This is a genomic window from Chitinophaga parva (assembly GCF_003071345.1).
Lineage (GTDB): Bacteria > Bacteroidota > Bacteroidia > Chitinophagales > Chitinophagaceae > Chitinophaga > Chitinophaga parva.
Window position 1 is genome coordinate 1,787,516 of record NZ_QCYK01000001.1, and the last position, 14,202, is coordinate 1,801,717.

7 protein-coding genes are annotated in these 14,202 nt (G+C 51.9%); all 7 read left to right on the forward strand.

The window, feature by feature from the left end:
• Nucleotides 1–201 precede the first annotated feature (201 nt).
• The 7 genes from DCC81_RS07570 (at nt 202) to DCC81_RS07600 (ending at nt 14,197) form a co-directional block, all read left to right on the forward strand.
• Nucleotides 202–2,238, forward strand: coding sequence for a ComEA family DNA-binding protein (locus DCC81_RS07570; protein ID WP_165806473.1), 2,037 nt, complete (start codon nt 202–204; stop codon nt 2,236–2,238).
• 683 nt (nt 2,239–2,921) lie between these two features.
• Nucleotides 2,922–6,191 (forward strand): SusC/RagA family TonB-linked outer membrane protein, encoded by a 3,270-nt coding sequence (locus DCC81_RS07575; RefSeq protein ID WP_108685948.1) that lies wholly within the window; start codon nt 2,922–2,924, stop codon nt 6,189–6,191.
• A 105-nt stretch (nt 6,192–6,296) separates the two neighbouring features.
• Nucleotides 6,297–7,685, forward strand: a complete 1,389-nt coding sequence (locus tag DCC81_RS07580) for a SusD/RagB family nutrient-binding outer membrane lipoprotein (RefSeq protein WP_165806474.1) — start codon at nt 6,297–6,299, stop codon at nt 7,683–7,685.
• Between the two features lie 361 nt (nt 7,686–8,046).
• Entirely contained in the window at nt 8,047–11,304 is a 3,258-nt protein-coding gene (locus DCC81_RS07585; RefSeq protein ID WP_108685950.1) for a SusC/RagA family TonB-linked outer membrane protein, read from the forward strand.
• A 20-nt stretch (nt 11,305–11,324) separates the two neighbouring features.
• Complete coding sequence (locus DCC81_RS07590; RefSeq protein ID WP_108685951.1) at nt 11,325–12,659, forward strand: SusD/RagB family nutrient-binding outer membrane lipoprotein; 1,335 nt, start codon at nt 11,325–11,327, stop codon at nt 12,657–12,659.
• Nucleotides 12,660–12,743: 84 nt separating this feature from the next.
• Nucleotides 12,744–13,058: a DUF3467 domain-containing protein gene (locus tag DCC81_RS07595; protein WP_108685952.1), complete on the forward strand. Its 315-nt coding sequence runs from the start codon at nt 12,744–12,746 to the stop codon at nt 13,056–13,058.
• Nucleotides 13,059–13,120: 62 nt separating this feature from the next.
• Entirely contained in the window at nt 13,121–14,197 is a 1,077-nt protein-coding gene (locus DCC81_RS07600; RefSeq protein ID WP_108685953.1) for an Ldh family oxidoreductase, read from the forward strand.
• Nucleotides 14,198–14,202: the final 5 nt, after the last annotated feature.

Below are 14,202 nucleotides of genomic sequence, written 5' to 3' on the forward strand. Positions count from 1 at the left end.
AAAAGGCAATCATGCTACATGAAACATCTCCTGCTCCTTTTCCCTCCAAAACGGCAATCATGCTACATGAAATATCTCCTGCTCCTTTTCCCCAAAAACGGCAATCATGCTACATGAAACATCTCCTGTTCCTTTTCCCCAAAAACGGCAATCATGCTACATGAAATATCTCCTGCTCCTTTTCCCTCCAAAAAAAACATCATGAAACACTGCTTACTTCTTTTTGTATGCTTCGTGTGCAGCATCCTGGCCCATGCGCAGCAACCCGGATCACAACCCTACATCACGGAAACCCAGCTGGAAGATGAAAGTGCCCGCACGGAAACCAATGCGCAGGACGATGGTCAGTGGCAGGACCAGGAAGCCTTCCGGCACCGGCCCCTGTCGCTCAATAAAGCCACCGCCACAGACCTGGCTACCCTGGGCGTGCTCACACCCGTGCAGATAGCCTCCCTGGTGCGTTACCGCGATACCCTGGGCGCCTTCATCAGCATCTATGAATTACAGGCCGTGCCAGGTTTTGATGCCGCCACGATCATGCGCCTGTTGCCCTTTGTCCAGGTAGCTGCCGGCCTTGATCCGCAGCCTGGCTGGAAGGACCGTTTTTCCCATGGTGACTCCCGCGTCATGGCCCGGTACAGCCGCACGCTGGAGACAGCACGTGGCTACCAGCGTACAGACAGTACGGCGCCCCACTACCTGGGCAGTCCCGACGGGCTACAACTCCGCTACCGTTATAATTACCCGGGCTATGCCAGCTACGGCGTGGTGATGCAGAAGGATGCGGGGGAAGAATGGTTCCGCGGGCATGAAAAGCAAGGCTTTGATTTCTACAGCATGCATGCGGCCATCCGCAACAAAGGCGCCCTGGCAGCATTGATCCTGGGCGACTACACAGTGAACATGGGCCAGGGGCTTGTAAACTGGCAGGCGCAGGCCTTTGGCAAGAGTGCGGGTGTGATGAACATGGAACGCCAGGGAGATCTGCTGCGGCCCTACGCATCGGCAGGAGAGATCTATTTTTACCGGGGTGCCGCCGTGACCCTGCGTGCAGGCAACTGGCGATATACCGGGTTTGCTGCTGCCAGGAAGCTGGATGCCACAGCTGTACCGGACACCCTGGATGGTTCTTATATTTCAGCCCTGGGTGCCAGTGGTTACCACCGGTCGGAAACGGAACTGGCGCAGCGGGGCACGGTGCAGCAGCATACGGCGGGCGGTAATGTAAGCCTGCACTACCATAGCTGGCAATGGGGCCTGAATGTGCTCTACCAGCACCTTTCACAGCCCTTGCAAAAGACCTTTCACCCGTATAATCAATTTGAATTTTCAGGACAGGCGCTTGGCAACGCCAGCATAGACTACAGCGGCAACTGGCGCAACCTGCACTTCTTTGGAGAAACCGCCATGAGTGACAATCATCACCTGGCCATGCTGCATGGTATGCTGGCCGCCGTGGCACCTGCCATAGACCTGGCCCTCGTGTACCGTCATTACGATAAGGCCTATCAAAGTCTTTATGCCAATGCCATAGGCGAATCATTCAGGCCTGCCAACGAAAGTGGTTTTTACAGCGCCATTACCTGGAGGCTGTTAAAACCACTCACCCTGAACGCCTACTTTGACAGCTTCCGTTTTCCCTGGCTGAAGTACCGGGTAGATGCGCCTTCCGGTGGGCACGACGTACAGGCGAATGCGTTATACATGCTCTCGAAGCAGCACAGTATTTATATGGGATATCATAGTAAGGTGCATGGGCGCAATGCCGCGGCAGGGGAGGAAGGATTGCATACCGTATTGCCGGTAACGGAGAGCGGATGGCGGTGCCAGGGGCAGGTGGCGTGCAGTAAGGTATTGACCCTGCGCGCACGGGTGCAAACGGCTGCATACCGGCAGGGTGGGGAGCAGGCCCACGGCTGGATGTGCTATGAAGAAGCCTCCCGCCAGTGGAAGTGGTTCACGCTTACAGGCCGCTTTACCCTCTTTGGAACGAGCAACGATGATGCGCGTTTATACATCAATGAAACCAGTATGTTGTATAGTTATGATATTGCACAGTTGTACGGGCATGGCTATAGCTGGTATGTGCAGGTGCGCTGCAAGACCCGTCATATCACCTGCTGGTGCCGCATGCGGCAGGCACGTTACAGGGATGTTGTGCAAACAGGCAGCGGGTGGGATCAAATAACGGGTGCGCATAAAACAGCGGTGCAGGTACAATTGGAGTATCATTGGTAACAGGCCCGGAAGTCCTCCAGTGGTGCAGTTGAAGCAAAACACCCTTCTTCCGGCGTGTGTTTTATCGGTTATATATATTTAAAATAAATTAATGTTAACCTGGTGTTAATTTTTATTTGGTGGGACAATGTTTTTTTATATCTTGCAAGCAGTACCAAAATCTAGGAAGCTCTCGAAATGATTTATTTGCCTGTATTTTGGCTGGATCAACAAAGCGAAATTCCGACTCGATCAACAACAACAAAACAGAAGAACCTGGCAACGCAACAAGCATCACTGCAAATCTCTAGTTGAGATATGGCCGCCACGTATCTCGGCAGTTACCTGTGTTTGTCAACAAAGTTTAGTATCAGGGAAAGTGTAAACTAACAAACAGCATTTAGCACTTAATTTTTGTTTAGCCTGACAACTGCGCACCGCCATGCCGCGGTTTGAAGATATTATCGACCAAAATCTTAATTCTCTATGTTAAAACACAAGCAGGGCACCACGGCGTGTATTCCTATTTAACAAAAAATCGATTCAGTTCTGTGCCAAAGTAAGCACGGCTTGTTCGCATTTATGTATTTACGGGTATCAAAGTACCCGTGAGATAGGTATTCCTATGCCTGAGCCAGATCGACATTGCAACAACATTTATCTACTTTCTCTCAATCTTTCTCAACTAAAATCTAGATCGTTTTATGAAAAGAGCCTTACTCTTTTTAGGAATGCTGATGATGACCGTGAGTATGGCATTTGCTCAGCAACATGCTGTCACCGGTAAGATCGTCGGAAGTGATGGAGCCGCTGTACCGCTGGCTACCATCCAGATTAAAGGTACCAACACCGGCACCGCTGCCGACCAGGAAGGTAACTTTAAGATCAATGTAAAAGGAAATGCTGTGCTGGTAATCCGCAGCGTGGGTTATCTTCCCAAAGAAGTAGCGGTGACCGCCACTTCTGATAACCTGCAGATCACAGTAACACCCGACAACAAAAACCTCGATGAAGTAGTAGTAACCGCTTTGAACATCAAACGTGAGAAAAAAGCACTGGGTTACGCTATCCAGGAAGTAAAGGGTGATGAGCTTTCCAAAACCACGGAACAGAACGTTGTAAATACACTGTCCGGCCGCATAGCCGGTGTGCAGGTAACTGCTTCCAGCGGTGCGGTAGGCGCCTCTTCCCGTATCGTATTGAGAGGTAACAACTCCCTGTCTGAAAACCAGCCCCTGTTCGTAATTGACGGTGTGCCTGTAAACAACGCCTCCAATGACGTAACCGCCATGGGTAGCGTGGACTACGGTAACGCTATGTCTGATATTGATCCTAACAATATTGAAAGCGTATCTGTACTGAAAGGTGCAAACGCTGCGGCATTGTATGGTTCCCGCGGTATGAACGGTGTGATCCTGATCACTACCAAATCCGGCAAACGCAAAGGCAAAGGCATTGGTGTGCAATACAACGGTGGCTTCACTTTTGAAAAGCCCTACATCCTGCCTAAAATGCAGAACCAATACGGCCAGGGTTATGGTGGTGGTGAATACCAGTACCAGCAATGGCTGAACGACGGCAATACCGGTTCTTACCAGGACTACGCCCAGACCCAGAGCTTCTCTTACCTGGATGGTAATGGTAACGGTGTGAATGATGGTGCGGACGAAAGCTGGGGCCCCCGCCTGGATGCAGGCCTGAAACTGCCCCAGTACAATAGCCCGGTAACCAACGGTGTACGCCAGGCTACTCCCTGGATCTCCCACCCGAACACCTTCAACGACTTCTTTGTAACCGGTCATACCCTGGACAACAGCGTGGCGCTGACCTCCACTACCGATAAGAATGAAACCCGCCTGGCACTGAGCAACCAACGCCAGACCGGTACTATTCCCAACACGGACCAGACCCGCTACACCGTAAACCTGAACAGCCTGAGCCACCTCACCGATAAGCTGACCGCTAACGTGATCGTGAACTATGTGCGTACAGAAAATAAGAACCTGGCAGGTGACGGTTATACCACCAATAACGTAATGGAATCTATCGGCAGCTGGTTTGGCCGCCAGGTAGATGTGAAGGACCTGAAGAAGAACTGGAACACGGAGTTTGAAAACGGTTATCCTTATAACTGGAACAGCAACTACCACGATAACCCTTACTTCAACGTATACAAAAACCTGAACCCCCGCCAGCGTGACCGCATCTTCGGTAACGTGAATATGAGCTACAGCTTCAGCAACTGGTTGAACCTGACCGGCCGCGTGGGTGAAGATATCTCTTACGAGAACCGTAAACGTAACTACTGGAACAAGTCCAATGCAACCCTGCAGGGACCTGGCTCCTGGAGCGGTGGTAGCTTCTCCCAGTGGACCCTGTACCACAATGAGCTGAACGCCGACGTATTCCTGACCGGTAATGGTAAACTGGGCGCTGACTTCTCCCTGAGCTATACCGCAGGTGCCAACTACCGCAACTACAAAGACCAGAACGAAGAATTTGCTGCAAACCAACTGACCGTTCCCAACCTGTTCACTATCCAGAACGTAAAGGGTACACCGGTTACTGTGATGCAAACCTACACCGGCCGCTCTAACAGCGTGTACGGACAGGCTTCACTGGGCTTTAAGAACTGGTTGTTCGTGGACGTTACCGGCCGTAACGACTGGTCTTCCACGCTGCCCAGCACTAACTGGTCTTACTTCTATCCCTCTGTAAGCTTGGGCTGGGTATTCACAGACGCTTTGAAAATACACAGCGACGTATTCACCTACGGTAAACTGCGCGCCAGCTGGGCACAGGTAGGTAAAGACGGTTCTACTTACCAGCTGGAGCCCACCTTCACGGCTGAAACTCCCTATAAAGGCGTGGTGCTTTACCATGAAAACCGCACTATTCCCAATGCCAACCTGAAACCTGAACAGGCAAAAAGTAAAGAAGCCGGTCTGGAACTGCGCTTCCTGAAAGACCGCCTGGCACTGGATGCTACCTACTATGAAAAACGTTCTTACAACCAGATCGTAAACGTAGACGTACCCGGCTCCACCGGTTATGATAAAATGGCGATCAATGCCGGTAACATCAGCAACAAAGGCGTTGAAATCCAGCTGTCCCTCGGCCTGCTGCGCACGCCGGGTGGCTTCAACTGGGATATGAACATCAACTGGGCTAAGAACACCAGCAAGGTTATTGACCTGTATAAAAGCCCCACCACTGGCCAGGAGCTGAAAGCACTCACGCTGACCTCTGCCTGGAAAGCTACCGTGGACGCTGTTCCCGGTCAGGCTTTTGGTGCCATCCGCGGTATTGGCTTCAAACGTGATTCCGCTACGAACACTATCCTGGTGGATCCGAGCACCGGTCTGCCCCAGTTCACTCCTGGTGTAAAGATCATTGGTAACATCACTCCTGATTGGGTAGGTGGTATCAGCAACAGCTTCTCTTATAAGAACTTCAACCTGAGCTTCCTGATCGACTTCCGTAAAGGTGGCGACATCTGGAGCGTAACCGACTGGTTCAGCGGTTACACCGGTGTACTGGCTTACACTGCTGCCGGCGATATCCGTAAGAACGGTATGATCGTAGGTAAAGACGTACTGCAGGGCCAGAAAGTGGGCTACATGAAAGATGGCAAACTGGTTGCCAACGATATCCGTGTAAACCCCGAGGACTACTTCCACAACACTTACGGTGGTGCTGAATCTGCGATCATCGACGGTAGCTATATCAAGTTCCGCGAACTGACCCTCGGCTATAGCCTGCCTGCCAAAGTGCTGGACCGTGTTAACTGGCTGAAAGCTGCTAACATCTCCCTCGTGGGCAGAAACCTGTGGCTGATGTACACAGACAAGAGCAACAAAGCGCACATCGATCCTGAAACAGGCATGGGCGCCGGCAACACCGGTCTGGGTATTGAACAATACCAGATCCCGTCTAACAGAAGCCTGGGTGTGCGTCTGGGCGTGACTTTCTAAGTCGATTGATTGAAAGAGATTTTAGTTCTAAAAAAAGAAACTCGGTTTATGAAACGCAATAAAAAAATTGCTCTTTTCGCAACAGGTCTGATGGCGGTATCCATAATGTCCTGCACGAAAAAGTTTGAAAGCATAAATACAAACCCGAACAGTCCTACGGACGCTCCTGCCACTAACGTGCTGGCAAACGCGATCCAGAATGTGGGCGCCAACATCTACGATGTATGGGCTAACATGAACGAGCCGGAAACCTACGCAGGTCACCTGGCCAAGATCCAGTACATCGACGAGGCCCGCTACAGTTTCCGTACCGGTACCGTAGAGAACGACTGGACGTATGATTACCGCATCCTGCATGACCTGCAGGGCGTGATCGACAATGGTAGTGCAACGCCCAACATGAAGGCCGCTGCCCTCACCCTGCAATCCCTGGTATTGCAGATCGTTACCGATACCTGGCGGGATGTGCCCTGGACACAGGCTATCAAAGGCTCCGGTGGTTTCATCGCCCCCGCCTACGATACCCAGGAAGCGCTGTATGACACGCTGACCGCCCACCTGCAGATGGCAGCCGACCTGTTCAAATCAGGCGGTACAGATGACCTGGGTGATGGCGACCTGCTGTACAATGGTAAAGTGGAGAAATGGCAGAAATTCTGCAACTCCCTGCGCCTGAGAGTAGCGATCCGTATGGCAAATGCCGCCCCGGAAAAAGCAAAGCCCATCATTGAAAGCATTTTCGCTAATCCTACAGACTATCCGGTATTTGCAGGCAACGATGACAACGCGTTCATTGTATGGCCCGGTTCCGACCCTTACTTTGAGCCCTGGTATGATGATTATCAGGGTCGTGATGACCATGCGGTTTCCGACGTGCTGATCAACCAGCTGAAATCTACCAGCGATCCCCGCCTGGAAGTATATGCCCAGCCGGCCGCCACAGATGGCGCCTACACAGGTGCTCCCATCGGCCCGGCAGGTTCTTTGCCTAACATTGGCCGCTTCTCCCGCATTGGTGCTCGCTTCCGCGAAAACCCGTCCGGCTTCACGCCGCTGCAGCGCTGGTCAGAAGTACTGTTCATTGAAGCAGAAGCTGCTGCCAAGGGCTGGACAGTACCCATGGGTGCTGCCGCTGCCTATGATGCTGCTGTGAGCGCATCCATGACAGAAAATGGTCTGACAACCGGGGATGCACAAGCCTTCCTGACCCTTAATCCTTACAAAACAGAAGCAGACATCCACATGCAGAAATGGGTAGCCCTGTTTAAAGATGGTCACGAGGCCTGGGCGGAAGAGCGCCGCACCGATATTCCTTTGCTGCCGGCTGCTCCGGGCTCTGCCTACACCGGCCATACCCGTCCGCCTTTCCGTTATCCTTACACTACCAAGGAAAATACGCTGAATGGTGCAAACCTGGCGCCCTTCCTGGCTAAAGTGAAGGACAACTTCTGGGGACAGCAGATGTTCTGGGACAAACGTACCAACGTACAGTAATTATTATTCGAACAAGTATAGCAGCAGGCCCGGCATTTTTGCCAGGGCCTGCTTTTTTTATGGTAAGAATGTTTGTTTTATGTAAGGGTATTTACCTTATTAAGCATATTGGGTTTATGTAAGGAGGCCTTTCATTTTTTAATTCTGTATCCTTTTCGTTTAGCATACTGCCCTTTTTACTATATGGCCGCTCCAGCAACTGTTTACTTCTGACTATACCGTTTTCTTCTGTAAGGTTGCACTTTTAACAAAAATTTATCCCAAATAACTTGGAAAATTAGATTTTTAAGTAAGTTTGCTTCAGATCAACATGACCCGTCTTAGAGAAAGAACCATCAAAATCTAAGTCAAACTGCTATTTATGAAACATGCTTTACTATGTATTAGCTGGCTGCTGATGTTTTTTTCAGTGGCTAACGCTCAACAGCGCACTATTTCCGGCAAAGTGACCGGAAGCGACGGGACTCCCATTCCGTTTGCCACCGTCCAGGTCAAAGGCACGACCCAAGGTGCCTCTGCGGACCAGAACGGCAATTTCAAACTGAATGTGGATGGTACCAATGCCATTCTGCAGGTGAGAAGTGTAGGCTTCATTTCTGCAGAATTTCCCGTTGGCACCAGCAACACATTAGCGCTGACCTTGCAGCCGGACAAAACCAACCTGCAGGAAGTGATCGTAACCGGTTTGGGCATCAAGCGCGAAAAGAAAGCGCTGGGGTATTCCGCCCAGGACCTGAAGGCCGATGAACTCACCAAAGCTAACCAGGGAGACGCCTTGCGCGCCATGTCTGGTAAGATCGCGGGGGTGCAGGTAACGGCTTCCAGCGGCACACCGGGTGCAGCCACCTACATCAAGCTGCGTGGTACCAACTCCCTTACGGGTAACAACCAACCACTGTTTGTGGTAGATGGTATTCCCATCGATAACGGCCAGAACTTTTCCGGCGATCCCTCTGATGGTACCAACGCCTTGTTATTTGGTGCAACCAACACCAACCGTGGTGCGGACATCAACCCGGATGATATTGAAAGCATGACCGTGCTGAAAGGCCCGGCTGCTGCGGCTATCTATGGTATTGATGCGGCCAATGGTGCGATCATCATCACTACTAAAAAAGGTAAGGCCGGCAAAATGGCCGTGGACTTCAGCACCAGCCTTTCTGTAGATGTGGTGAACCGCTATCCCAAGCTGCAGAACCAGTATGTAAGGGGTGATGAGAACACCGGTGATCCGGCTGACCTCATTGCCAACAGCGATAACCACACCCGTTATTCCTGGGGCGCCAATAAGGATACCCTGTTCTGGACCGGCGTACCAAATGATTATGACGTGCACGGTGATATTGTGGGTAAATCCGATCCCCGCGCTAAGATCCCATTCAAAGCATACGACAACCTGAAGAACTTCTTCCGCCCGGGTATTACCCTGAATAATTCCGTTTCCTTCAGTGGCGGTACAGACCAGGCTACCTACAGGCTGGGCGTATCTAATCTTCACTCTTCTTCCATCGTTCCGCTGCAGACCTACGACCGTACTACGATCTCCATGGCCGGTACGTTGAAAGTGTCTGAAAAGCTGAAGATGTCTGCCAATATGAACTACACCAATGATGGTGGGAACATGCCGCAAAATGGTAGCAATACTTCCGGTATCATGCTGCCGCTGACAAGAACCCCGATCTCCTTTGATAATGCCAATGGCACTAAGAAGGGGGATGATCCCAAGGCCTTCCTTAATCCGGACGGTACACAACGTAACTACCGTAACGCGGTTTCTTACGACAACCCGTTCTGGACCATCAACCGCAATCCGTATACCTCCTCTGTGAACCGTATACTGGGTAACGTACAGGCAGACCTGGATATTTATAAAGGACTTTCCGCTACCTATCGCATTGGTACAGACGTATATGGTGAAAACCACCACCAGTACTACGACCTGCAATCCGGTGCTTATCCCACAGGCCGCGTGTTTGACGATCAGTTCAACTTCCGCTCCGTGAACTCTGACCTGATCCTGTCTTATACCAAACGCTTTACCGATAAGTTCCGCCTGGATGCTAAACTGGGTAACAACTATTTCTCCCGCAAGATCACTGAAATGTATGTGCAGGGTGATGGCCTCGTGGCGCAGAATTTTGACAACATGAACAATGCATCTGTAGTGAAGGCGCAAACCTCTGTAGTGCCTTACCGCAGGGTATCCGGTTACTTTGATGTGAACCTGGATTACGCTTCTATGTTGTTCCTGGAAATCACCGGCCGTAATGACTGGTCTTCTTCCCTGCCTTCCAGCAAGAACCATTTCTTCTATCCTGCAGCTAACCTGAGCTGGGTGTTCACTGAGCTTCCTTCCCTGAAAGGCAACTCTGTATTGAGTTTCGGTAAGGTCCGCGTATCTGCGGCGCAGGTAGGTAAAGATCCGGGTGCGTTCCTTACTAAATCATTCTACCTGCCTTCCCTGGTGAGTGATGGCTCTACCAGCGGTATTTCCTTCCCATATGCTGGGCTGGGTAGCTTCCAGGTAAATACTACACTGGGTAATGCGGATCTGAAGCCTGAAAAGACCGTCTCTTATGAAGGTGGCTTGCAACTGCAGTTCTTCAACAACCGGCTGGGTATCGATGCAACTTACTACTACAGCAAAGGCACCGATCTGCTGGTAACGGCACCCATCGCGGCTACTACCGGCTACCAGCAGGTAACGCTGAATGCAGGTTCCATCCGCAACCAGGGTGTGGAAATACAGCTGACGGGCTCCCCGATCCGTACCAGTAACTTTAACTGGGATGTAACGGTAAACTTCAGCAAGAACGTGAACAAGGTACTGGCACTGGCGCCCAATGTAAGCCAGATCACCCTTAATGGTTTCACTGGTGCAGTGATCGCGCATATCCCGGGCCATCCCGCTGGTGTGATCTACGGCCAGGGCTGGCTGAGGGATGACAAAGGCAATATGGTGATCAGCGACCAGGATTCCAATCCCGGCGAACCGGTAGTAGGACCTGATCAGAAGCAGATAGGTAACCCCAATCCTAAATTCCTGCTGGGTGTAGGCAACACCTTCTCTTATAAAGGATTTTCCCTTTATGCTTTGATAGACTGGAAACATAAAGGCGATGTCTGGAACGGTACCCGTGGTTCCCTCATGGCGATCGGTACTTCTGCTTACACCATGGACCGCCACACCAGCAAGGTATTTAAAGGCGTGATGGGCCACCTGGATGCAAACAATAACCTGGTGCATAATGAAGGCGGTGCTGAAAAGCCCGGTGCAGGTGGTGCAAACACGACCCCCTTCTACATTGATGAAAACTGGTACCAGGGTAATGGTGGCGGTTTTGGCGCCCAGATCGAATCTTTCACAGACGACGGATCTTATGTAAAACTGAGGGAAGTGACCCTGGCATATGACATTCACTCCAAAGCTTTTACAGATTCCCGCTTCATTAAAGGTCTGAATGTATCCCTGTTCGCCCGCAACATCATTCTATGGACTCCTTACAAAGGCATTGATCCTGAAACGAGCCTGACCGGTGCTACCAGCGCCCAGGGTATAGACTATTTCAACGTGCCCGGTACAGAAAGTTTTGGTGCCGCGTTGAAGTTTAAGTTTTAATCATTCCAAAAAAGATCTTTATGTTACATCGTCTTAAATATATCGTAGGGGGCGCACTGGTGCTGGCTGCACTGGCAGTTACTTCCTGTAAGAAAGCCTACTTCTACAGTGGCATCAATGATGATCCCACACAATTACATGACAACACACCCACGTTGCTGCTACCTGGCATCGAAGTGAAATCCGCCTATCTTTATGGTGGGGACCAATCCCGCTTTGCGGCTATTTTCACGCAGCAGGTAACGGGTAATGGTAACCAGCCGGCCAACTACTCCCGCTACAACGTTTCTACCGATGACGTAGACAACCTCTGGACGTTTGGCTGGTATGGCGCAGTAATGAATGATGAGCACGTGATGATCCAGCTGTCTGACTCCCTGGGAGCCCGCCACTATGCCGGCATTGCACGTATTATGATGGCTAACTCCCTGGCTTCCGTAACAGACTTCTGGGGGGATGCGCCTTATTCTGACGCCTTCCGTGGGCTGGACGAACTGCAACCTAAATTTGACAGTCAGCAACAGATCTATGATACCCTGCATGCCCTGCTGGACCATGCTATTGCAGACCTGGCAGCAGACGACAATACAGCGCAACCAGCGGACGATGACCTGATATTCCACGGCGACCTGGCAATGTGGACCCGCTTTGCCCACTCCCTGAAAGCCCGCTATTACCTGCATACTTCCAAGGTGCAACCGGCCACCCTGGCCAAAGCGGCAAGTGAAGCAGCCCAGGGCCTCAAGTTTGGAGAAAACGCCGGTATCGTATTTGAAGGGAAAGCTGTAACATCTGAAAACCCCTGGTCACAGATGGTTACCCAGCGCGTAGGCGACTATTCTTTCAATGGCTATCTGAATACACTGACCAAGAACGCCGGCGATCCGCGGCATGACGTGTATTTCTCCGATGATCCCACAACACTGGGGTCTTTGTATGGTTCTCCCAACTCACCGGTATACTTTGTGACGCATGATGAAGTACTGTTCATTTTGTCTGAAGCATCCCTGAAACTGGGCAACACGCTGGATGCGGCTAATAACTACAATCATGCAGTTGCATATAACCTGTTCCGTTCCCTGGGCGATTCCAGCTACGCTACTACAGTGGCCAGAACGGCAGGCAACATTACGTTGCAGCAGATCATCACCCAGAAGTACATTGCCGAATTCCTGAACGCTGAGTGCTGGACAGACTGGCGCAGAACCGGGTTCCCCGCCATCAGCGCTTTTCCGAACAATGTGACAAACAACGTGATCCCCCGCAGCCTGTTGTATCCCAGCGGTGAGATCCGTTACAACAGCAATACCAAGCAGCACACTATCCTGGCAAGGCTCTGGTGGGATGTTCAATAAACTGGCAAAAACACCTGTAATAAAAAAAGAGGCTTCTTTTGAAGTCTCTTTTTTTATTTTTGTACCGCGTTAAAAAAAACTGATATGGATATACAGGAAGAAGAGCAGCAACAACTGAACATCGAACTCACGGAAGAAATGGCGGAAGGTACCTATGCAAACCTGGCGGTGATCACCCATTCCAATGCAGAATTTGTGGTGGATTTTGTGAACATCCTGCCCGGCATGCCCAAGGCCAGAGTGAAATCCCGTATCATCCTCACACCCCAGCATGCCAAGCGCTTCATGAAGGCCATGCTGGATAATATCAAGAAATATGAAGCCGCCCACGGCCCAATCCAGGACCAGGAGCCGGTTTCCGTACCCATGAACTTTGGAGGACCTACCGCCCAGGCCTAAGCCCGCGGAAGTAGCATCAGGGGCGCCGCCGCCCCTTCTCACTTTTACCTGAGACACGCCTTATGGAGCAAACATATGCTTATTCCCATCTGCGGGACTTTACCCGGGATGTTTTTCTTGCCATGGGCTGCCCCGCCAGCCAGGCCACATTGGCCAGCGAAGTATTACTGAGCGCGGATCTCAGGGGGATAGATTCCCATGGCGTAGCCCGGCTCTCGGGCTACGTGCGTTTATGGGAGGCTGGTCGCATCAATGCCACACCCAACATCCGCATTGTACACGAAACCCCCTCTACCGCCGTGGTGGACGGTGATGGTGGCCTGGGCCTGGTAGTGGCACCCTTTGCCATGCAGGTAGCCATCGATAAAGCCGCCCTGGCCGGCACCGGCTGGGTGAGCGTAAAGCATTCCAACCACTTTGGTATAGCCGGCTATCACGCTATGAAGGCGCTGGACCGTGACATGATAGGCATGGCCATGACCAATGCCAGCCCCCTGGTGGCCCCCACCTTCGGGAAGGAGCGCATGCTGGGTACCAACCCTATTGCCGTGGCCATCCCGGCCAATAAGCAACCTGCTTTTGTAGCCGATTTTGCCACCACCACGGCGGCAAACGGTAAGCTGGAGATCCTCCAGCGCAAGGAAGAGGCAGCACCCACGGGCTGGATCCAGGACAAAGCTGGTAACAGCAGCACCAACCCCCATGAACTGAAAGAAGGCGGCGCTTTGCTGCCCCTGGGCGGCGACCGTGACCACGGGAGCCACAAGGGGTATTGCCTGGGTGCCATAGTGGATATATTTTCGGCGGTGCTTTCCGGCGCCAATTACGGCCCCTGGGCGCCCCCTTTCGTGAGCTTCCTGGCACCACCGGCACACCCGGTGGGCGAGGGGCTGGGCCACTTTTTTGGCGCCATGCGGGTAGATGCATTCCGTCCCGCGGAAGAATTTAAGGACCACATGGACAACTGGATAAGCCGCTTCAGGGCCACCACGCCGGTGAACGATGACCAGCCCGTGCTGATCCCCGGCGATCCCGAACGGGAAATGCAGGCCCTGCGCCTGGAGAAAGGCATCCCCGTGCTACTGCCCGTAGTGAAAGACCTGCAGGCCGTGGCACAGAAATTCAACCTTAACTTTTAGTCACT

Bases quoted from the DNA above. Each gene is read 5' to 3' on its own strand.
- DCC81_RS07585 (WP_108685950.1), top strand. From the start codon at position 8,047: ATGAAACATGCTTTACTATGTATTAGCTGGCTGCTGATGTTTTTTTCA.
- DCC81_RS07600 (WP_108685953.1), top strand. From the start codon at position 13,121: ATGGAGCAAACATATGCTTATTCCCATCTGCGGGACTTTACCCGGGAT.
- DCC81_RS07595 (WP_108685952.1), top strand. From the start codon at position 12,744: ATGGATATACAGGAAGAAGAGCAGCAACAACTGAACATCGAACTCACG.
- DCC81_RS07575 (WP_108685948.1), top strand. From the start codon at position 2,922: ATGAAAAGAGCCTTACTCTTTTTAGGAATGCTGATGATGACCGTGAGT.
- DCC81_RS07590 (WP_108685951.1), top strand. From the start codon at position 11,325: ATGTTACATCGTCTTAAATATATCGTAGGGGGCGCACTGGTGCTGGCT.
- DCC81_RS07570 (WP_165806473.1), top strand. From the start codon at position 202: ATGAAACACTGCTTACTTCTTTTTGTATGCTTCGTGTGCAGCATCCTG.
- DCC81_RS07580 (WP_165806474.1), top strand. From the start codon at position 6,297: ATGTCCTGCACGAAAAAGTTTGAAAGCATAAATACAAACCCGAACAGT.